This window comes from Adhaeribacter arboris, assembly GCF_003023845.1.
Classification (GTDB): Bacteria; Bacteroidota; Bacteroidia; order Cytophagales; family Hymenobacteraceae; genus Adhaeribacter; species Adhaeribacter arboris.
The window spans coordinates 5939121-5961579 of the sequence record NZ_PYFT01000001.1; the positions used below are offsets into that span (position 1 = coordinate 5939121).

The 22459-nt window shown below is 42.6% G+C and carries 14 protein-coding genes and 2 pseudogenes; 4 read left to right on the forward strand and 12 right to left on the reverse strand.

The features are described from left to right. Nucleotides 1–350 precede the first annotated feature (350 nt). The 5 genes from AHMF7605_RS24160 to AHMF7605_RS24180 all read right to left on the reverse strand — a co-directional run bounded on the left by AHMF7605_RS24160 (nt 351) and on the right by AHMF7605_RS24180 (nt 5022). Complete coding sequence (locus AHMF7605_RS24160) at nt 351–1928, reverse strand: ABC transporter permease/substrate-binding protein (RefSeq protein ID WP_106932537.1); 1578 nt, start codon at nt 1926–1928, stop codon at nt 351–353. After that, the gene (locus tag AHMF7605_RS24165; RefSeq protein WP_106932538.1) at nt 1928–2878 is read right to left on the reverse strand and encodes an ABC transporter ATP-binding protein; all 951 of its coding nucleotides are present in this window, start codon (nt 2876–2878) and stop codon (nt 1928–1930) included. Before AHMF7605_RS24165 ends, AHMF7605_RS24160 begins: the two co-directional genes overlap by 1 nt. 260 nt (nt 2879–3138) lie before the next feature. After that, nucleotides 3139–3495 carry a nuclear transport factor 2 family protein gene (locus AHMF7605_RS24170; protein WP_106932539.1) on the reverse strand — a complete coding sequence of 119 codons (357 nt, stop codon included), beginning with the start codon at nt 3493–3495 and terminating at the stop codon, nt 3139–3141. Nucleotides 3496–3645: 150 nt separating this feature from the next. Further along, the gene (locus AHMF7605_RS24175) at nt 3646–4056 is read right to left on the reverse strand and encodes a VOC family protein (RefSeq protein ID WP_106932540.1); all 411 of its coding nucleotides are present in this window, start codon (nt 4054–4056) and stop codon (nt 3646–3648) included. A 180-nt stretch (nt 4057–4236) separates the two neighbouring features. Next, on the reverse strand, nt 4237–5022 hold the full coding sequence (locus AHMF7605_RS24180) for a phytanoyl-CoA dioxygenase family protein (RefSeq protein ID WP_106932541.1): 786 nt from the start codon (nt 5020–5022) through the stop codon (nt 4237–4239). Between the two features lie 627 nt (nt 5023–5649). Here AHMF7605_RS24180 and AHMF7605_RS24185 point away from each other — a divergent pair. After that, entirely contained in the window at nt 5650–6912 is a 1263-nt protein-coding gene (locus AHMF7605_RS24185) for an ROK family protein (protein ID WP_106932542.1), read from the forward strand. Nucleotides 6913–7025: 113 nt separating this feature from the next. Continuing rightward, a complete protein-coding gene (gene nagB / locus AHMF7605_RS24190) occupies nt 7026–8945 on the forward strand; it encodes a glucosamine-6-phosphate deaminase (protein WP_106932543.1) in 1920 nt (639 codons plus the stop codon). Nucleotides 8946–9157: 212 nt separating this feature from the next. Here the strand turns inward: nagB and AHMF7605_RS24195 are convergent, their stop codons facing one another. Then, entirely contained in the window at nt 9158–10723 is a 1566-nt protein-coding gene (locus AHMF7605_RS24195) for a glucuronyl esterase domain-containing protein (RefSeq protein WP_106932544.1), read from the reverse strand. A 661-nt stretch (nt 10724–11384) separates the two neighbouring features. Between AHMF7605_RS24195 and AHMF7605_RS24200 the strand changes: the two genes are divergently transcribed. Further along, a complete protein-coding gene (locus AHMF7605_RS24200; protein WP_106932545.1) occupies nt 11385–12602 on the forward strand; it encodes a TIGR03118 family protein in 1218 nt (405 codons plus the stop codon). A 229-nt stretch (nt 12603–12831) separates the two neighbouring features. Here AHMF7605_RS24200 and AHMF7605_RS24205 read toward each other — a convergent pair whose 3' ends face one another. Continuing rightward, entirely contained in the window at nt 12832–13674 is an 843-nt protein-coding gene (locus AHMF7605_RS24205; protein ID WP_106932546.1) for a CvfB family protein, read from the reverse strand. Nucleotides 13675–13875: 201 nt separating this feature from the next. Then, entirely contained in the window at nt 13876–14868 is a 993-nt protein-coding gene (locus AHMF7605_RS24210) for a helix-turn-helix transcriptional regulator (protein ID WP_158267608.1), read from the reverse strand. Between the two features lie 79 nt (nt 14869–14947). Here AHMF7605_RS24210 and AHMF7605_RS24215 point away from each other — a divergent pair, with 79 nt between their 5' ends. Further along, nucleotides 14948–15721, forward strand: coding sequence for a cupin domain-containing protein (locus AHMF7605_RS24215; RefSeq protein WP_106932548.1), 774 nt, complete (start codon nt 14948–14950; stop codon nt 15719–15721). A gap of 270 nt (nt 15722–15991) precedes the next feature. Here AHMF7605_RS24215 and AHMF7605_RS24220 read toward each other — a convergent pair. The 4 genes and pseudogenes from AHMF7605_RS24220 to AHMF7605_RS24235 form a co-directional block, all read right to left on the reverse strand. Further along, nucleotides 15992–16435 (reverse strand): annotated as a pseudogene (locus AHMF7605_RS24220) (tetratricopeptide repeat protein); the annotation flags it as partial. A 125-nt stretch (nt 16436–16560) separates the two neighbouring features. Continuing rightward, a pseudogene (locus tag AHMF7605_RS24225) lies at nt 16561–19377 on the reverse strand (tetratricopeptide repeat protein); the annotation flags it as partial. 176 nt (nt 19378–19553) lie between these two features. Beyond that, nucleotides 19554–21884 carry a TonB-dependent receptor gene (locus AHMF7605_RS24230; protein WP_106932551.1) on the reverse strand — a complete coding sequence of 777 codons (2331 nt, stop codon included), beginning with the start codon at nt 21882–21884 and terminating at the stop codon, nt 19554–19556. Nucleotides 21885–21993: 109 nt separating this feature from the next. Next, a complete protein-coding gene (locus AHMF7605_RS24235) occupies nt 21994–22386 on the reverse strand; it encodes a hypothetical protein (protein ID WP_106932552.1) in 393 nt (130 codons plus the stop codon). Nucleotides 22387–22459: the final 73 nt, after the last annotated feature.

The following is a 22459-nucleotide window of genomic DNA, read 5'->3' on the forward strand; positions in this document are numbered from 1 at the left end:
GATAGAAAAAGGTAATGCTTAAAACCAAATAACTTAAAGCAAAGAAAGCACTTTTTACCAGTAAGTTTTAGTAATTATTAGCTCAAGTTCCCACCACATACTTAAACCTAAATTCTAGTAAAAGCAGCAGCTACTGGCAACTGACACCAGTTTGGCTGTGGAGGGCCTTCTAAGGTTGTGGTGCGGAGCATTCCGAGGAACGAGGAAAACAAGCTTAGACCGCCCGAGAGAGCCAAACGAGGCCCGCCGGCCCTGAGGCAAACAGGATACTGCTCCACCGCATCCGCACTGCCTTATTGAGACTTGAAAAGTCTCAACGGAATAACTGAACAATAGAAACCTATCAATTATTATAATTTACTTTTTTGTAAATACTGATTTAAATCCGTAATACTTTTTATTCCCAAAGTAGCGGCTTGTTCCCGGCGCATCATTAAAGCGTAAGCGTTATTAAACCCGATAGGAGTTAACCAAGTAATTTGGTATTGCTTTTTAAACTCATCCTTCACAAACTCATACACCTTTTCTTTACTGGTACCCAGCTGATTTATTTGAGTAGGAGTAGGCTGCAGAATAACGAGTAAACCAGTGCCGGTATATTCGGGGTATAAATCAATTTGGTTATTAGTTAAAGCGTCGAAGCAAATTTTAGTACCACCCAATCCAGTTTTGGTTTCTACCCGGTAGTTAGAATAGCCTTGCAACAGTTGAGTATACATACTAGCCAAAATGTATTGCTCCCCAAAAATCTTCGAACCAATCCGGACTACTTTTCCCGTGCCGTGGCGGGTAGGACGCCATAGCTTTTTTTGCTGTAGAAAGTTTCGCGCTACCGTTTCCGGGCTTTGCTTCAAATAATCGACCTGGTAATTAAGCTCGGTCATAATGGAATCGTTGATCTGACCGGCGAGCAAATTTAGAATATTGGCTAGTGCGGGAAATTGTTCTAAAGCTTCGTTCCGGACGATTGGAGCCGCGTAGTACGGCGGGAAAATATGTTTATCATCTTCCAGAATAATTAAATCAAAAGCTTTTAAGCGGCCATCGGTGGAGTAACCGCTAATTACGTCCAGTTCTTTTTCGTAAGCAGCCTGGTACATCACGGCATCGCTAATTACTACATTCCGGATGTTTAACTTGTAAATATTTTGCAAACCCAAAAATCCATCTTGCCGTCCCATAAATTCGGGGGTAAATCCGGCGAGTAATTTGGTGCCGAAAGCGGGCGGAATCAGGTAAAAAGTAGCTAATATTAATAGAGCAAGCGGCAATAACCAGACTACCCGTTTTACTTTCCGGAGATTAAGATTTTGCAATCGGCCTAATAAAAAATCAAAAAGAATAGCTAAACCTGCGGCGGGTATGGCTCCCGCCAGAATCATATTTGAATTATTTAAAGCAATACCACCAAAAATAAACTCGCCTAAACCACCCGCCGCAATATAAGCGGCCAGAGTAGCCACCCCTACATTAATAACCGTTGCCGTACGAATGCCGGCCAAAATAACGGGTAATGCTAAGGGCAGTTCTACCTGCCGTAAAATTTGAATTTTGGTCATACCCATACCTTTCGCGGCATCTTTTACTATTGGGTTTACCGAAGTAATGCCGGTGTAGGTATTGCGGATAATCGGTAATAAAGCGTACAAAAACAAAGCGGCAATAGCCGGTTTAGCGCCAATGCCCAGAAAGGGAATCAGAAAACCCAATAAGGCAATGCTCGGGATAGTTTGCAGAATTCCCGCCAAACCCAGAATAGGACCAGCTAATTTTTTCTTTTCGGCGATAATTATTCCGAGCGGTAAGCCAATGCTCACGGCCAGCAGTAAGGATAAAAAGGTTAGGCCCGTATGCGTCATGCTTTGCTCCAGTATTTTACCGGATTGCTCCTGCATAAAAGAAAACAAAGTAGATGATTCGGCGGCCATTAGCTTTTCCGGAAGTTTTGTAAAGCTTTTAATAATTGATTTATTTCCGGCGCGTTAGCAGCCGGCGGGTTTTTGTTTGTTGTTTTTTCGTTTGTTGGGGGAGTAAAATCCGAAGAGTTAGGTGGCGGCAGCAAAAGCGCCAAAGCATCCCAAACACTCCCGGAAGCCGGTACGTTCTGGATTCCGGCGATACCAATTTCGGCCAGAGTTACGTTTTTAAGCTCTAAAGGCAGTTGCTGTTCTTTTAAAAAAGAGCGGACAAAATCACTTTTCGGCTGAAACAATAGTTCTTTTGGTAGACCCATCTGTTCTATCCGACCTTGTTGCATGAGGCAAATCCGGTCGCCCAGTTCAAAAGCTTCGGTAATATCGTGGGTTACCATAATTACGGTTTTGCGCTTCAATTCGTCGAGATGTAAAAACTCCTGCCGGATATGAACCCGGGTAATCGGGTCGAGGGCGCCAAAAGGTTCATCCAGGAGCAACACCGGTGGATCGGCCATTAAGGCCCGGGCTAAACCCACGCGCTGCTGTTGCCCACCACTGAGCTGATCGGGATAAAGGGTTAGGTATTCTTCCGAAAGATGCAGTTTATGCAAGAGTTCTATGGCCCGGTCTTGAATGCGACGCGATTCCCATTTAAGTAACCGGGGTACAATCGCCATATTTTCGGCAACGGTATAATGCGGAAACAAGCCGGTATGCTGCAGCACGTAGCCCATGCGCCGGCGTAATTGTTCCGGAGGTATTTCGCTGATGGGTTGGTTATTAAAGGTAATAATGCCGGCGGAAGGTTCTTCTAACTTATTCAGCATACGGAGGGTAGTCGTTTTGCCGCAGCCGCTGGTACCGAGCAAAATAAGTGTTTCGCCGGCCGCTACCGAAAACGACACATTATCAACGGCTTTTACCGGCCCGAAATTTTTTGATACCTGCTTTACCTCAATCATTACCTACGCAAAAAAGGAAAGATTACCCGGAAATACTAAGGAAAAGCAAAAAGACTGGCGCTTCCTTAAATTATAATTAGAAATTATGAATTAGAAATGAGGACTGAATGCTTTTTCGAATTAATTGTTTAACTAAACTTGTTCTGACATCTTTTTCAGGACAATATTTTGAAGAAAAAGATGAAATAAGAATTATTCCCGAATAAGTTAAAATGTATTATGAGTGAAAAAATTTGAGCACCCGTGAAGTTTTCTAAAAATCAGGAATACATGGCAAAAGCTTTTTCTACCTTTTGTTGCTCATTAAAAAACATCACTTCTACTGTTTTCCGGCCGGTAGCGGTATTGCGGTAGTAAATGGTTAAGCCGTTCATCCCCACCAACACATCTATCATTTCAAAATGCAAGTTGGGTATTAATTTCAAGCCTTGTTCCCAGTATGCTCTAACTTTATTTTTACCAGCTACTACTCCATTACTTTCGGGTATAATTTTTAAAGCCATGGGAGTTGTAATAGAAAAATCATTTGTGTAATGCTCTAAAATCCTGTCTAAATCATGCGAATTCCAGGAAGCTACCCATTCCGCCGCAAAATGTTTGGCAAATTCTTCGGTCATATATAAGTCTATTTTTAAGCGATTAGAATTTTATTTAAATGGATACAATTCACGTTTTCATCGTGAGCTTTGGCTTTTTTATTTATTTTCTTGCGAAAAATAGAAGGACACTTGTGCTTTCTTTCAGGAATATATAGCTAATTCAAGAAATTAATTGCCCGAAACGAAAAGCGTGGTTACTTCCAGGCGGTTATTGTCCGGATCGAAGGTTTCGAACTCGTAATAGCCATCACCCGTTTTCCGGGGACCTCGTAGAATTGGAAAACCGGCTTGCTGCCATTCTTTTGCTTTTTCTTCTACTTCTTGCATGGTTTCTACCCCAAACGCCAAGTGAGTAATACCTTGGTGCTGACTGGCTAACGTATCTTTTTTGTTATCGGGTAAATTAGGTTTCGTCATTAACTCTAACCGGGCTCCCGCAGCAGAAGTTAAAAAGAAGCTTTCAAATTCGGTGGATTCATTCCGGTATTTTTCATTGGGTTGGCCGCCAAAAAATTGCTGGTAATAATTTTTTAAAGTCTCTAATTGAATGGTCCAGATAGCAACGTGTTCTAAAATCATTCTTTATTTTGTAAGAATTATATTTAAACGGCTGAGAAAGAGTAGTAAACAAACAATTTTTAATAAGGATTATGATTAGGAGCAATTCGTTTTCTAAAACAATGTACTGCTACTAAAAATAAAGCTTAGCACAGCAAAGTGCTTTTGTCGGTAGTAAATTAAAAATTTAAATCTTATTTTTTAGTCTAGCCTAAGTCCTAACCGAATAGCTATTTCTATTGGGGAGTAATTATTATCCGAGCGTTGCAGCACAAAATCTTTCGTTGGTACCAAAGGCGGTTGAGCCAGGAAACGCGGGTTAGTACCATGATGCGGTTGAGCCGCATGCACGATAAACGGATGACACAAATATACCGTACCCGCCGGCCCGGTTGCTGAAACCTCCTCCAGGCCGTCGGTAGCCTTCAGTTTATTTGCCAGTTCCATAAACGAAAGACCCGCTTCCCCGGCGGGCTTTAACAAGCAGGCTACCTTTAAATGCGAACCTACTCTAATTCGGGTGGGGGCATCTTTTTCGCTCACATCTGAGAAAAGAAACAGCATCAGCAAAGCCCGACCTTTTGAAAATACATTTATCCGCCACGCAAGGTAATCCCTTAAGTCGGCACCCGGAAAGCTGGCATCCACGTGCCAACCCGTATCATTAGGCTCTTCGTTACTGGGAAACCGAACCGGAAAACTTCCCAAACTCATTCGGGGAACCCAAGCTTCTTTGCCTACCAATTGGTCGAAGGCGCTGTGCAGATTGGCGGTGTTGGCAGCTTTTCTAAAAGGTTCCTGGCTAAAATCTCCCAGCCGGATAACCGGTTGCGTCCAGGTAGTAGGATCATTGAGATTACATGGGATAGCTTGCCACAAAATAGTCCGGCCTTGCGCGGCTAGCTCCTCCGGAAAAGCATTGTCCAGACGAATATAACCTTCGTGTATAAATTGCTGAATTTGCGCATTGGTAAGGGCAGGCGGCATGAGAGAGCTTACGTTTTTTTAACCTACTTTGTAATTAAGTTATTCAGTGGTAGTTTAAAGTTGGTAATTTACAAAAAGGGTTTTATCCGCCATTTCTTTATTCGGAAGAATATAGTAGTAAGATAGGGCTAAGTACCCGGAAAGTAACGGATAAAGGTTGAAAAAAGAGTAGATTTATAAGTAATAACCGGAGCGGAATATTTCTAAAATAAGAATTGAAGGGATAAAAACTATCAATTTAAATGAAACCACCCCAGGAGATAGGCAAGTTTATATAATTACTTTTATGTCGTTGCTGCCTAGTCTATTTGGTTTGGCTGCCTTGTCACCCAAAAGTAAATTGCCCTTGGCATCTAGCACTACTGTTCTGGCGGACCCAACTTTTTGTAAACTTTAAAAGCTTTAGCTTTATTGCCTACCACACTCTTGAAAGTAAGAAAGTTTTTTACAGAATGGAGTTATTCATAAAGTAACTTAATATGCTACCCGGTTATAAAATCAGATTGATTAATTTTTTAAATTAAAAATTTAACTTAATTAATCTAACTTTAACAAAAATTTTACAAAAGTAAATTTGTTTGTTTCGCTACTTTAAATACCTTGCAGTGTTTAAGTTAATCAGGTTACATGAGCGCCTTACTCTCCGAAGATACTTACTTAGATACGCTTAATCACGTCGAGCGCAAAAAGCATTTACAAAAGCTTAAGATTATTAAATTTTTATACGTTAAAGGAGCTAAAACGAACGCCGCTATCTGCGAACATTTTACTATTAGTGCGCCTACTTCTATGGCGCTTCTAAACGAGCTAATCTCGGAAGGTATCGTCGAAAAGCAAGGCCGGGGTTTATCGGTTGGCGGGCGTAAGCCGGATTTATACGGTTTACAGGAAAATTCGCTGTTTGTCCTGAGTATTGAAATGGAAAAGCACAAAACCCGGATGGCTATTTTCAATAATAAAGACAAAAATATCACTGGTATCCGCACTTTTCCTTTGCAAATTACCCAGGATTTAACTGCGGTGGACCAATTGTACTCGTGCGTCGAAGAACTCATTCAATCTGCCGGAGTGGATAAAAATAAACTTATTGGCGTTGGCATAAGTGTGCCCGGCTTAGTGGCTTCGAAAGAGGGAAACACTTATACCTATTTATTAACCACTCATTCATCGGAGTCGCTGGAGGAAATTCTCGAAAAAAAATTTAAAAAACCGGTTTTTATTCAGAACGACGTAAAAACCATTAGTCTGGCCGAATACCGGTTTGGCAAGGCCCGCGGTAAAAAAGATGTACTGGTAGTCTGGATGGATTGGGGCATTGGCTTGGGAATGATCATGGATGGTAAATTGCGGAGCGGTGCTTCGGGCTTCGCCGGCGAATTCGGGCATATTCCCGTAGTGGACGATGGTTTATTGTGCCAATGCGGTAAGCGCGGCTGCCTGGAAACGGTAGCTTCGGGTATGGCTTTGGTGCGCTTAGCCAAAGAAGGAATTAAAGCGGGCGCTGTTTCTATGTTAAGCGAATTATCCGCCCAAGAAATAGAGCAACTAGAGCCGCCCGTCATTATCGAGGCGGCGAACCGAGGTGATCAATTTGCCATCCGAATTTTATCGGAAGTAGGAATACATTTAGGCAAAGGCCTGGCTATTTTAATTCAGCTTTTTAATCCGGAGTTAATTATTTTGAGTGGTACCATTGCGGAAGCCCGGCAATATATTACTACGCCGGTTCAGCAATCTTTAAATACGTATTGCATGGCGCAACTCCGCGAAAAAACCAGCATTGCCTTGTCGGATTTAGGCGAAAACACTTTGATTTTGGGTTCTTTGGCTTTGGTAATGGAAAATATTTTCGAAAACAATATTGGCTTTGCCAAAAATAAAGAAGTGTAAAAATTCTATTTAAAAATAACCGCGGAACAAACCAAAGTGCTGCTTAAAAGAAGTTGTCAACCAGTAACGTGTCCCAGATTTATAAATCATAAACCCATTTATTCCGTTAAACTATGATTCGCTTAAACTTACTAGAAGAAACCCGTTTTGAAAAACTACCCGTTACGGTTTACCCCGATCCGCACATTGCTTCGCAGCAAGTAGCCCGTCGTATTTGTGACCTGATTCGCCGGAAACAGCAAAATGGGGAAACTACTGTGCTAGGCCTAGCTACCGGAGCCACGCCAATTGAAGTTTACGCGGAATTGGTTCGTTTGCACCGCGAAGAAGGCTTGAGCTTCCAAAATGTAATAACTTTTAACCTGGATGAGTACTACCCTATGAGTCCGACGGCGCCGCAAAGCTACGTGACTTTCATGAACGAAAACTTATTCGATCATATTGATATCCCGCGGGAAAACATTAATATTCCGGACGGAACCCTTGCTTTGGAAGAAATACCCGCTTTTTGTTTGGCTTACGAACGGAAAATTGAAGATTTAGGCGGCTTAGATTTACAGATTTTGGGGATAGGTCGTACCGGTCACATTGGATTTAACGAACCTGGTTCGGCGCCTAACTCCGGTACCCGCTTGGTTACCTTAGACGACCTGACCCGCCGGGATGCTTCCCGCGATTTTGGGGGAAAAGAAAATGTGCCCACCAAAGCTATTACCATGGGTATTGGTACCATTTTTAAGGCCCGCGAAATTATATTGATGGCCTGGAATGCCAAAAAAGCGCCGATTATTAAAAAAGCGGTAGAAGGCGAAATGTCCAGCGAAGTACCGGCTACTTACTTGCAACTTTCAGATAACGTAGAATTTATCCTCGACGAAGATGCTGCTTCTGAACTGACCCGTTTTGATACTCCCTGGCTGGTAAAAGATTGCGTCTGGGACGAACAACTGACTAAAAAAGCAGTAATCTGGTTATCCGGCGAGTTAAATAAACCCATCTTAAAACTTACCGAAGAAGATTATAATAACCACGGTATGGCGCAATTAGCCGTAGAAAAAGGTCCGGCTTACAATATTAATATTCACGTTTTTAATAAAATTCAGCATACCATTACCGGCTGGCCGGGTGGCAAACCGAACGCCGATGATTCGCAACGACCGGAACGGGCCGAACCCGCTAAAAAACGAGTTATTATTTTTTCTCCGCATCCGGATGACGACGTTATATCGATGGGCGGCACGTTTATCCGGTTGGTCGATCAAGGGCACGATGTACACGTAGCGTATCAAACTTCGGGAAATACCGCCGTTTGGGACGACGATGTTTTGCGTTACATGGAGTTTGCCATTGATTTCAGCAATAGTATTGGCAAAGACAGTAAACAATTGCAGTCGATTTACGAAGACATGCGCCTTTTCTTCGCTCAGAAACAACCTAACCAGATAGATACCCAGGAAGTACGCGACGTGAAAGGATTTATCCGGAAAAGTGAAGCTTTTTCGGGCGCTCGTTACGCGGGATTAGCCGATGATCACATTCATTTTATGGCCTTGCCGTTTTACGAAACGGGTAAAACCCGTAAAAATCCGGTAACCGATAAAGACATTGAGCTGACCATCGATTTGCTGCAGCAGGTAAAACCGCACCAGATTTTTGCCGCCGGCGATTTCGCCGACCCGCACGGGACGCACATTGTTTGTTTCCGGATAATTTTAGAGGCCATGAAGCGACTGCAAAAAACCGAAAGCTGGACAAAGGACTGCTGGTTGTGGATGTACCGGGGAGCCTGGCACGAGTTTGAAGTGCACGAAATTGAAATGGCCGTACCGTTGTCGCCGCAGGAAGTAGAACGGAAACGTAACGCTATTTTCAAACATCAATCCCAGAAAGACCGCCCCGTATTTCCCGGCGACGATGCCCGGGAGTTCTGGGTGCGGGCCGCCGAACGGAATCGTGAAACCGCCAAAATGTACGATAAACTCGGGCTTGCCGATTACGAAGCAATGGAGGCTTTTGTGCGCTGGAAATTCTAAACAATTAATTTAATAATACCAAAAGCCCCAACTTTTTAGTACGAAAAGTTGGGGCTTTTTTATTGTATCTCTAGAAATTTAAAGCTCTATCTACAACCGTAGCTCTTTAAAGTAAGAAGATTGATAGGTTCTCATCTAAAAAGTCTGCATATTATTTTATACTTACTTATCTCTTTCAGGTACTAAAGCTTTTCTTTGCCATAAATTATGTTTTATGGAGTAGGCGTAACAGGAACAGGCGTATATTTTAGCATTTTACTGGCCCAGGGAATAAAGTATTTAATATTAGGAGCATCGGTATGGCCGCCATTGTGCTGGCGCCAGGCCAGTTCTCCGTCCAGTAAACTTACATTTACGCCGGGCATTTTAGCGGTTTTATAACTTTCCGTAACGCCCAAATCGCGGGCACCAAGTAGCTTAAAAACGGGGCCGGCGGCAACCGTCGCCATGTAACTGCCTTGTTGGTCCAGCCATTTGGCGTCGCCTTGTTCGGGAATGCCGTAACTAATAAAAGTAGGCCGGGGCGCGCACATCGCAATTAATTCGTGCTGATCTACCGGAAGATCATTGGCAGTTTTGCTGCCGAAAGAAGCTTTAGCAGCACCGTATTTCAGGTAATTACCCGCCATCCAATAATATAAGCCGCCGGTTAAATTTTCTACTGCCTCCCCAAAATTACGCCGGTTGGGTTTGGTGCCGCCTTGTCCGGCCGAGCCGATTAAACCCAAGGCAAAACGCTGGTCATAAGCTAACGTAACCAAAGCTGCCTTCCCGTAACGCGAAACACCTTCCATGCCTACTTTTTTGGCATCTATAGCTGAATCGGTTTCCAGGTAATCTAAAGCGCGGGAAGCTCCCCAGGCCCAGGCACGTAAGGCGCCCCAATCTTCGGGTTTACGCGGCTGACCTTTGTTTACCAAACCTATAATGCCCTTGGTTAAACCGGCGCCATTATCCGCCTGAATGCTGGTGGGGTCGAGGGAAACATAGCCCCAGCCTGCGGCCAGCAACTGATTAATAGTTGGTGGGTCGCTGGGTGGAGTACCAGGAGTGGGAAAACCGGCAAACGGATTGGTGGCAGGAGGCGTGAAAGGATTATAGGCCGGGTACTGGTCGAAAATAGCTTTTAAGGACGGCTCACTCTTGATGAGTAGATCTTTCAGGGCTGCATTAATTTTTTCTAGATCTTCCTTAGGCGGTTGGGTAGGAGCAGGCAATCCGCTTCGGCCGAATAACATTAATACGGGCACCGGCCCTTTTACATTAGCGGGCGTAACCACGGTCATGGAAATATTTACCTCAATCAATGGGTATTCCGAATTATCTACGCGGCCTACTAACTGTTTGGCAATTACCGGGGTGCGGCCCACCATTTCTTTATCGGTAATGGTTACCTGCCAGGTCACTTTAGGTACTTTTTTCGGAATGCGGCCGTACACTTCTCGTTCAAAGTCTTCGGCTATTTCCGGGCGGCGCTGGTTCCACCATTGAGTTGGGGTGGTTACTTTTTTACCGTTTTTTAAAGTTAAGACTTCGGGGTAGTTAGGGTAAGGATTGGCTAAAGCTTCGTCGTAATTGGCATGGTTTGGGGCCGATTCATCGCCGCTGGGCCCCGGCCGGAGGGCTTCAATCCCTAACTGTTTCATCATGTTTTGCCGATCCTGATCGGCAGTAAAATTTACCACGGGCGAAAAGTTGCCCGTTGTTCCCGAACTGGCAGTTTGCGCGGCCGCCGAGCCGGCCAGGCACACAAAAAATAAATACAGAACTTTCTTCATGACAAAAGTTTAAAATTTTAAGAAGTAGAATGATTTAAAACAGCAAAAAGCAAGAGGCAAATTTTTCCACTATCCGGGCCTTTTTCAGCATTATCAGCATTAATTTACTTTCTCCATAGCTTCAAAATTACTCTCTTTTCTTTTCTGGTTTGCTTGCTGCCAAAATGGAGCAGTATACAAATAAATTTTTTTAGTTTTTCCTGTTCTCGTCTTTTATTTAGCAAGGCTTACTCTACTCTGTTATAAGCGAAATCTAAATTAAATAGAAGCTGAAATATAGGTTGCCATTTTAAGGTGCCCACCGAAGCAAAAGCCTACCCGCCAAAGTTTTAAAAAAGGCTTAAAACTAACTTTTAAAGCAGCATGATTCTGGTAATCAGTTAATTATTGTTTTTGCAATCTCCCCACTTTCGGGGATACTCTGGTATTGTTTTTTTAACGTTGCCCCACTATGCAATTCAAAATTCCCCTTTTTCGGGGATTGAGGCCGGCGCCAGAACTGTATTTCTTTGTCCTGTTCCTAATGAGGTATTCCGGATGCTGAAAAGGAGAGAAGATCTTTCGGCTTAAACATTTAAAATCAAAGATTTAGGGAGAGCCTTCCTGCTAACCTAAATGCTATTCACCTTGATTATTCACCTTTTTAAATTTTATACAATCTATGAGAAAGTTAATGCCTAATTTAAGTAAAACTGCTGTTTCAAAAATAGCTGCCTTTTCTATTGCCTTCACGGTAGTAAGTTCGGGTTGCGATAAAAACCTGGATGAACTAGATAAAGAAGTTAAAAAATCGGAGACCTCGTTAAGTAATGCTACTTACCCCGACTATCTTAAAAAGCTTAGCCGGGTAAATTTAATTTCCAGTATTGCCGGAGATTATAAGGCTAAACGGGTAGAGCCCAAGTTTCAGAACGCCTGGGGCATGGCGTTTAATGCGGGCGGTAACCCTTGGGTAAATACTACCAATACGGGTCTGAGTTTTATTTTGACGGCCGAAGGCGAAGATGCCATACCAGCAGTACCGGTGCCGTCGCCTACGGCTGCCACCGGAGGTTTACCTACCGGAATAGTTTTTAACGCCACTACCGATTTTAAATTGCCAAGTGGTAATCCGGCCCGTTTTCTTTTTTGTGGTTTAGACGGAATCATCTCCGGTTGGGCGCCCGGCGGTTCGGTAAAACTAGTTGACCGGTCTACCAATAACGGTTACAAAGGCGCCGTTTACACCGGTTTAGCTAAAGCTGTAGCCGGAGGGAAAAATTTTCTGTACGCGGCCAATTTCAGCATCAACAAAATTGATTTATTCGATGCTGCATTTAAACAAGGAAAAACCACGTTGTTCAAAGATCCTTATTTACCGGCAGGTTATGCGCCTTTCAATATCCGCAATTTAGGCAATAAATTGTACGTGCTCTACGCCAAAAAAGGGAAGGATGGTTTTCCTGAAACTGGCAAGGGCAAAGGATACGTTAGTATTTATGAACCGAATGGTAAATTAATTAAACGTTTTGCTTCCGGCGGAACTTTAAATGCTCCCTGGGGGATTGCGCGGGTACCAAAAGGCTTTTTTAAAGATGATGCGAAATACAGCGACCTGAAAGATGCCATTTTAGTCGGAAATTTCGGCGACGGTTACATTAACTTGTATACGGCCGATGGTAAGTACGTAGGTCCGCTGTTGAACCACGATGAAAAACCAATCCAAATCGATGGTTTATGGGAAATTGCTTTCCCGCCGCGTACCGCTACTAACGTGGATTTATCCCGCCTGTATTTTTCTGCCGGCATTAATCAGGAAAAAGATGGCTTGTTTGGGTATATTACTTCGAAAGAAGCTGCGCTAGCGGCCAGTAGTGCTACTACAGCAAAATCAGAATAAAGATTCAAAAAACTAAGATTTGATAGATTCTTGAGGGTATGCTCTCTTAATCGTAAATCTAAAAAGTACCGTCTAATTCAATCGATACAATTAATCCTTTCCATTTTATAATAGCACAAGCATTTGCTTGTGCTATTTTTTTCTTCGTGCCTAGTTGTTTTACTGCTTCACTTTAATGGGTTTTCACTGGAGAAATGCATTTTTTAATGCAGACTTTAAAAAAGAAAAACTACTCTTCTATTTGATTACTCAGCGAGATGCTTTGATCATGCAATAAAACCTGGCCCTGCCGGTATAAGGTGCCAATAGCTTTTTTAAACGTTTTCTTGCTCATGCCCAGCATTTGGTAAATCTCATCCGGATGCGAATTGTCGGATAAAGATAATGAACCGTTGGCCGCTTGTAGCTTTTCCAGAATAACTTGGGCCGCATCTTTTACTTCACCGAAACCCGCGCGTTGCAGTGTTACGTCTATTTTCTGGTCTTCCCGGATTTTTTTAATGTAACCTTTGGTTTGTTCGCCAATAGGCAACTCCCGAAAAACTTCGTTTTTATACAACATGCCCAGGTATTTATTATCCACGATAACTTTAAAACCTAAGTCGGTAAAACCGGCTACGAGTAAGTTTACTTCCTGTTCTTCCGTGAGGTCCTTAACTTCTTTCTGCAGGTATTTTTCGTATTTGGCGGTGGCCACAATGCGGTCGGAGCTATCGTCGAGGTAAATATATACCATATACCGCCGCCCGGTTTGCATTTTATCGCGCTGATTTTGGAAAGGCACAAACAAATCTTTTTCCAATCCCCATTCCAGAAAAGCGCCGTATTGGTTGGTATCTTTTACCTGCAGAGCGGCAAAATCACCGACTTTGGCTTGGGGCTCCAGGGTAGTGGCAATCATCCGATCTTCGGAGTCGCGGTAAATAAAAACCCGCAGCCGGTCACCTACGCGCGCATCTTCGGGTACATACTTAGCGGGTAGTAAAATTTCCCCATCTTCCGAATCCAGGTAAACGCCAAAATCTACCTCTTTTGCTATTTCCAGTTCGTTGTAATCGCCAATAGCTACCATGCTCGTAAATAAAAATTATGGAAATCTAAAATACGTAAAACGGTTAACAACTTGCCCTCCGTCACGAATTAACCTAGTAACGTTCCCCAGAATACAATGGTTTATCTACTATTCTTTAGCTAAAAGATGTTCAGGATAGTCTACGCAGTAATTGGACGCGATAAGTTGGGTTTGTACAAAGAATATTTAGCTTCCCAATTCTTAATAGCGGGTGCTGTAGGCGCGTATCTTACCGGGTTGGTAGCCAAAATTTTTCTTAAAGGCTTCGGAAAAGCTGCTGATGTTGTTGTAACCAATGTGAAAGGAAGCTTCCGAAACATTCATTTGCCCTGTAGCCAGTAGCTGCTGCGCCGTTTGCATCCGCAAATGGTGAATGTGGCCGAAAACGGTAGTACCGAAAAAATGCTTATAACCTTTCTTTAATTTAAACTCATTCAGGCCAAATTGGTAACAAAGGCCAGTTAAGGTGAGAGGTTCCAGGTAACTCTGGGTGATAAAGTCATGCACGGCTTTCAAGCGTTCCCGGTCGGCGGGGCTCCAATCTTCTTTTTTGTTGTTGCCCGCATTAAGCTGCTCCATTTGCAAAGCAAATAATTCCAGCATTTTGGCTTCAATAAATAAATATTTGGTAATTCCCTGAAACTTACACTGCACAATAGCGTGCAGCAACTCTGCCATCCGGGGCAGTAAGGCTAGTTTACCGGGCGGTACCAACAGCGTTTCGCCGCGATCCATGCAATCCAGAACCTTGTCCAGGTAGGTAACGCCGGCGGATTGCGCGATACTTTTAAAATACGCGTTATCGTAAGAAAAGGAAAAGGCCTGCAGTTTTTGATTATGGATGATATGTTGGCCTTGAAAGTCAGGAGTATACTGAAAACCGTGGGTGTTTACCCAATGGGTTACCGGTTCTTTATGTAAGGAAAACTGGGACTCTAAATCGCCGCTTAAAACAAAAGAAGAACTTACCTTTTCTGAACTTTCCGGGTCTACGAGTACCAGCTGGCGGGCCGTAGTAAAATTGGCCTGTACTAATTCAATGCCCGGCGTACGGATAGACGTGATTTCGGCAGTAGCTAAGTTGGGTTCCTTAAAATGCGCCACTACTTCGGTATAGCGGTCGTTGCGGAACACTTCCTTTTGCGAAATGTCGCTGAAAATAGTACTCCAGTCGTGATTTTCAATTTTATCCATTTTGCCGCAATCAAAATCCGTTTTCCCGTAGCACCTCCATCGGTTTAAGGTACAAATTTGTATAAAAAAAACAAAATTCATGAATAACCTAACAACTGCTTTCAATCCAGCCGATACTAACACTAACTTGTGGAAGTGGACTTCTTTTTTATTCTATCCCACCGGAGTTTTTCGTATCTGGAAAGGCGCGCATCATTTAAGTATCCGGTTGTTATACACCCTTATTGGCCTTCCTATTTTTCTGGTGCTTTTTCTGTTTGTGGCTATAACCGGCTTTGCCTTATTTCTGCCGCCTTTGGATTTAAGCATAGGCAACCGCCCCGACCGCACGGTGTATAACAGCGGAGGTAATTACAGATCTACCTTCCTGAAAACCGGGGCGGAAACGAATGGCGCTTACGAATTAATACAGGTAGAAGTGGAACCGCATGGCGGCAATGAATGGCATTATCATAAAAAATTTGACGAGCATTTTACCGTTCTAAAAGGCCAAGCCCTGGTGGGCCAAAATGGAAAAGAATACCGGGTAAACCAAGGCCAAAGCGCTACGGCGCGTAAAGGAGAGTTGCATTATTTCTCTAACCCCACCAATGAAACGATCCTTCTGCGGGTTAAAGTTAGTCCGGCCGGTGGACTGGAAAAAAGCGTGCGAATAGTGTATGGCCTGGCTAACGACGGTCAATTCGATGGCGCTGTTACTAAAAACCCCTGGCACATGGCGCTGCTTTTGGGCTACAGCGGCACGTATTTACCCGACATTCCCGGCTTTATTCAAGAGCCACTAGTCAACAGCCTGGCCAAAATTGCGCAATGGAAAGGAGAAGATAAAGCCCTGGAAAAGTACTTTCGTTAGGCAAAAATGGTAGTTAAAAAGGTAAACCTGATTGATGGTTGGTTATTTTTGGAGAACAAGACACAACCTTGTTGTAACTTAGGTTATGAATTTGAGCGAAAAAATTTAAATTATGAATAAGGTTATAATCGTCAATTTATACTTGATAGTAATTAGAAGTCTAAGTTTAAAAAATGAAGCAATAAATAGTTGCACTTTCAATTATAAAATTTATTGCGTGGCTAAATGGCAAACTTTGCCGAACATTAATGCCATATTAAGAAAGGAATTTTACTGGTTAGTAGAACCTCCTTTTCTGATTTTATGCACTTCAGATACTACTTCTTCGTTCCAAAATTTTTCGTAGTCTAAACCATAATAATTTACTATATCCCTGCCATAATTAATATAAGTATTAGCTTGTTCTTGTGAATTGCAGTGTAGTAATAAGATAACTAATCCCCATTTTACACATCCTAAAGCATGGAACTTTTTCTCTAAGTTTTGATAGATTATTGCTAGAAGTAAATATAATTTTACGACTTCATTCCAAGTATGCGGTTGGTTACTTAGATATTTAATTCTGATTTTAAGAGCTTCTAAAGATGCATTTTCGGCTTTTTCGTATTCTTTAATATCACGGTATAAAATACCCAAGTTATGAAGCGTTATGGCTACATTCGGCTCAAAGGCGACCGGATTGCTTTGCGCCAGCTTTCTTCTGATTTCCAGAGCTTCTGAAAAGGCCTTTTCGGCTTTTTCGTATTCTTGAATATCACGGTATAAACCCCCAAGTTAGTAAGTGCCAAGGCTACATCTGGCTCAAAGGCGACCGGATTGTTTTGCGCCAAACTGCGGTAGATGTTCAAGGCTTCTAAAGACGCGTTTTCGGCTTTTTCGTATTCTTTGATATCACGGTATAAAATACCCAAATTATTAAGCGTTATGGCTACATTCGGCTCAAAGGCGACCGGATTGTTTTGCGCCAGCTTTTTTCTGATTTCCAGAGCTTCTGAAAAGGCCTTTTCGGCTTTTTCGTATTCTTGAATATCACGGTATAAAATACCCAAATTATTAAGCGCTGTGGCTACATTCGGCTCAAAGGCGACCGGATTGTTTTGCGCCAAACTGCGGTAGATGTTCAAGGCTTCTAAAGACGCCTTTTCGGCTTTTTCGTATTCTTGAATATCACGGTATAAAATACCCAAATTATTAAGCGCTGTGGCTACATTCGGCTCAAAGGCGACCGGATTGTTTTGCGCCAAACTGCGATAGATGTTCAAGGCTTCTAAAGACGCGTTTTCGGCTTTTTGGTACTCCTGAATATCACGGTATGAAGCTCCCAAATTAGTAAGTGCCATGGCTACATTCGGCTCAAAGGCGACCGGATTGTTTTGCGCCAAACTGCGGTAGATGTTCAAGGCTTCTAAAGACGCGTTTTCGGCTTTTTGGTACTCTTTAATAGCACTGTATAAATTACTCAGATTAATTAATAAAGATGTTTGGAATTCATTATCAAATTCCTCATTAGAAGCTTTATCTAAAAGATGTTCTACGTAGGGGATATAGTTAAAGGCAATTGTTCTGTCAGAATGAGCATCTGTATAAGTTAATCTTGTAAAAGAGTTAAACAATGTTTCTGCATCAGCCACGCTCAAATTAAGTTGATAAAATATAACCTGCTGAATAAGACGATGCATGGAATAAAAATTATCTTCCCGGCTCAGCCAACCTTTTTCTGCTAAATTATCTAAGCTATCTATAATATTATTTTCATCTTCTTCCGCTACTTGTAATAAATAAAGAATGCTATCAAGCTTGTAATACTGGGGTAGCAGGAAATAAAAATTTTTGAGCAGAAATATTTCAGTTTCATTTAATGCAGTGAATTGAAAAGTAAGTAGCAAGTGCTTAAGCAATTGGGTTTCTTCTTGAGTGTGGCTAAGTTCTATTCTTCTTTGCAGTTTAACATCATCTAAATGGCCAGTTTTTAGTCTCTCTGTAAGGTATTCAATTGTTAACCGTTGTCGGGAAGCTTGCAAGGTTTTAGCCAGCATTTCAATCATTAAAGTATGATAGTCCGTTTCTTCCAATAAAACTTCTATTTCTTTTTCGTCGGCTTCATACCAAGTACGGAATAATTCTATCGCTTTATTTTTTTCCAGTTTATCTAAATGAAAAGGGGTGAAACCCGAAAGAATATTTCGACTGGTTACTAATACATGCCAGGAGGGAGGAGTGGGCAGTATTTTGTTGAACTTCTTTATTTCTTCTCCAACATTATCTATTACCAGCAGGTTTTTGCCAGCCATATTTTTTATGGCGTGAATAATACTGTTAAAACGTTCCTGTAACGAAGCAGTATCCTCTATTTTCAAATTTAAACCATTAGCCCATAAAGTTTTATCATAAGCAAAAGCGCCGATAAAAGCCTGTTCGCCGCTTTTATCAGTTGCAATTAAATCATCTTGCTTAATTTCTATCCAGGCTACGTGATTGTACTCTTTGGCGTGAATCTGTAAGTATTTCTTAGCCAAAGTAGTCTTGCCAATACCGCCTAAGCCATTTACCAAAACAACTTTAGCCGAATTATTTAATTCAGCTTCCAGTTTCTCCAGATCGTTTTCCCGCCCGATAAACTCATCCGTATGGCGCGGAATAAGATTTAATTCATGCGGATAGAGGTTTATGTTAGTAGAGCGATTTTCAGCAATAACATCTAACTTATGCTCCATACGATTTAGAGTTATATCCATTCCAAGTACCTTCTCATAGGTAAGCTGATTTATTCTATAAACCTTATCGAAATTTTGGTTTATGTCTGCTGATAAGACAATTAATGTTTGTTTGATGCCGGTTAAGTCCTGCTCTAGTAGATTATAAATCTTTTGCGCTTGTTCTTCCGCTTTTTTATCTGCTTCTTCTTTCGGTAAATAATTAATACTTCTTTCTCTAAGATTGTTTATTGTTTCTAAAAGGTGTTGCTGTCCGTGCAAAAGTTGCGCATTTTGGTCCCGTAAATCTTCTAGTATCCAAATCTGGAACGCTTTAAAGCCAGGCTCGTCATTTTTTAACGCTTCTTTAAAAGCTAATTCAAAGCAATAAGGAAGTTGTGCCGCATAAAATTCTTGCAACTTTTGTTTGGTTTCAGGATCAAATTTTACTGAAGTCAATATGAAAATATCCGCTACAATTCTATCTAAGAAGGAAGAGGGGGCTTTTATTGAATTTTTGTCAACTGCTACTATATCATCTATAATGGCTAGTCTCAAGTCTTCAATGTTTTCATTAAAAAAGTAAGTAAGCCCTTGTATAAATTCTTTTCTTTCTTCGTCGCTTAAATCTTCTAATCGGTGATCTTTATTAATATGAGTCAGAAAAGAAGTTTTAATATAATCTAAAGCAACAACGGCTGATTGCCGGAAAAGCCGCTCTAAATCATGATTAACTTTCTCGGGATCAGCTTTACTTAATCTTTTTAAAACTTTATCATAACTTAAATTACTTAATACTGCCACGTGGTTAGAAGCCAAATTTCCTGTTATAGCCCCAGCCAAAGCCGCAAAAACCGAAACGGGTGCAGAAGCTCCGCCGGTAACTGCTGTTATTAGACAATTAATGCCCCCGTGCAGGACTAATCCACTTAAAGGTTTTAAAAGCGATTTGTCAAACTTCATTGCTTGCCGCTGTTAGTCGTTAATAAAAGAAATGCCGTCATAGAAAAAACTACTTTGCTGCAATCTCTTTTTACAATTTATGAATACAATTCTAAAATATAGCTTCTTCTTTGTCCTAAAATAAAAAATCCCTAAGCCTAGTAGGAAAAGGGATTGGAAGTAGGTTGCGAGAAAAATTAAAAGGAGTAAGTTATCCCCGCTTTAATAAAAAACGGCGTACCCGGCGTAAAGTTAATTTCAGTTACAGGTTCCGCTTCGCCGCGCAACTGTGACTCGGTTTCGAACTGGGCTTCTTTCCATTTCTGGTTGAGTAAATTTTCGGCACTAATTTTAAATTCGAGTTTTTTGAAGGTATAAGCGGCTACGGCGTCGAGTAAAAAATAACCACTGGCGGTTAAGCTGTAATCTTCGTTGGCGGCGCGATCGGCTACATAGCGGTAGCGCAAACTGCCCCGGAATTTGTTTGGTGTTTGGTAAGTAAAACCGCCGGTGCTGGTAGTAGTGGGCGCCAAGGGAATGTAATACGCGCCGGCTTCGGTATTGCGGGCGCGGGGTTTAGCCAGGTTCACATCGGCATCGGCAAACAGGTTATCGGTAAGTTGGTAACGAGCCGATACATCAACCCCAAAGCGGCGGGTTTTGCCGGAAGGCTCCACAACCCCTTCATCGCCGACGTATACGAACTCCTGCTCTAAATCCAGGAACCACAAGGCCCCATTTATAAACAAGCGGTTAAAAGGTTTAAAAGTAATGCCCAAGTCGGCGCCAGTAGCTTTGGGCAAAATTTCGCGGTGGTTGGGCAGCACCGAAACGCGGGCATCGTTGGAGTGAAAACCTTGGCCGGTATTCAGGTAAAGCTGCACCGACGGGGAAACAGCATACGTTATATTAAACTTGGGACTGAGCCGGTGCCGTTGGGTTTTTAATAGGGCAGATAGGGTGTCGGTAGGTAATAAGTTTTGGTATCTAAAATAAAACTGGTCGAAGCGCAAAGCAGCATTTACGGTCAGGCGCGGCGATAATTCCCAGGTTTCGCTTAGGTAGGCAAAGGCATTGGCTTCGTTGGTATTTCCTTTTTGTGCCGTGGATAAATAAGTCCGGTTTTGGGTACGCGAAAGTTCCGAGCCGTTTACATCGTCGTAGCGCAGCCCAATACCAACGTCGCTTCGCACGGGTTTACCCAGAAAAGTAAATTCTTTTTCGTAATTGCCTTGGTACCCGTAAATAGTGCGGCTCTCGCGCTGCCGGATTTCGTCGCCGTGAATAGGGTCGTTCAAAAACAAGGTAAAGTTAGAATACAAATCAAAATCGTACTTTATCAGGTAAACCTGGTTCTTGATGGTGGCCTCGTGGGCCAGCATTCTCTCCAGGGAAATGGTGGCGTTATAACGCGCGGTATTGCCGCCTTCGCTGCTATCAATGGCCCCGAACCGGTTGATAAGCCCTTGTTTTACGGCTCGTTCCGGAATCTGGCCGGAAGCGCCCCAATTGCTCCGGAAAGCGGAAAGCGAAGCATTAATAATGGTTTTGTCGTTGATAATTCCTTGATAGCGGCCCAAAACATTGAAGCGATCCAGGTTCTGCGGCAAATCAAAATACCCGTTGCTAAATAAATATTCGGCGGCTACATAAGCATTCTGATGATTTTGCCGCGCAGCGGGTCCGAGTAAATTAAACATTCCCACGGCCCGGTAATTATCAAAGCGACCCGCTTCCAGTTTAATGCTGTTTTTATCCAGAGCGGGGCGAGTGCGAAAATCGGCGTAGCCGGCAGTAGCAAAATTTCCTTTATTGGCCTGGTACGGCCCTTTACCAAAATCAACGGCCTGAATGGTTTCCGGAATGAGAAAGTGCAGATCGGAATAACCCTGGCCGTGCGCGTGCGACACCATATTTACCGGCATGCCATCGGCGGTAAGGTTAATATCCGTACCGTGATCAATGTCAAAACCGCGGAGAAAAATTTGCTCGGCTTTGCCGCCACCCGCGTGCTGCGCCATGACCAGGCCCGGAATAAAGCGCAATATTTCCTGCGAGTTTTGGATGGGCCGCATTTGCAAGTCTACGGCGCTAATGATGTTTAAAGGTTTTTCCTGGGCGGCAGATACAGCTATTTCGGATAATTGTAAGTTGCCTGGTTCCAGGTGCGTTACTACTTTGGCCGGGGAGGAACTGCTTACTTCTACGCTCGCCCGGCTTTGTTCGTAGCCCAGGTAAGAAATCTGTAATTCGTAAGGTCCATCAGCCAGGTCGGTGAAAATATACACGCCAAAATTATCGGTGGTAGATATTTTAGGAGTATTTACTAATTTAACCGTAGCTCCCGCTAAAGGCGTATTCGTGTTTTTGCCGTAAACCGCGCCCTTAATGGAAATTTTATGGGCCGATGCAGAAAGTGCTCCGCATAAAAAGAAGCTTATTACTATACTAATCGGGAGTAAGTTTTTTTTGAACGGGCAGGTTGCCTTTAAAAAGGATTTTGCTAACCCTTGGTAAAAGTGTTTCATGATGAGATTTATTTTGGAATAAGGCAGGCATATAGGATTGCCCGAACTTATCGGGTGAAAGCCATTTACAAATTACGACAACAAAAACGGATATCGTGGCGGGAAGGCCTTAAATCTCATTAGGAGGAGGGCAGTAGATAGCGGCAAAACCAGGGGTAAGAAATACCTTTGGGCGAGAGAAATTCATTTTTACCGTAACCCGGTAACGGACATTCGTAAAAACCAAAGGAACCAGGTAATGCAAATCGGGTCCATTGGCTAATAAATAAAAATACTGATTTACAGGCGTATCGGGCGCATCGCTTAGCACCGGGTTGTTGCACTGTTCAAAACAATCAAATTGCAGATAATACCGTTGCTGGCAGTCGGGCGCGTGTACGTAAGGTTTGCCCGCGCTATAGGTATGAGTGTATTTAACCGCATTTACCGTGGTAATATTCGTAACCAGCACTACTAAAAAGTAGCTAACCAGCATACAATAAACGGTAACGGTTTTAAACATAAAAGAAAAGTTTAGAAATTAAAGCGAACGAAATATTTCGGCATTTGTGAAAGAGGTATAATAAATACTATTC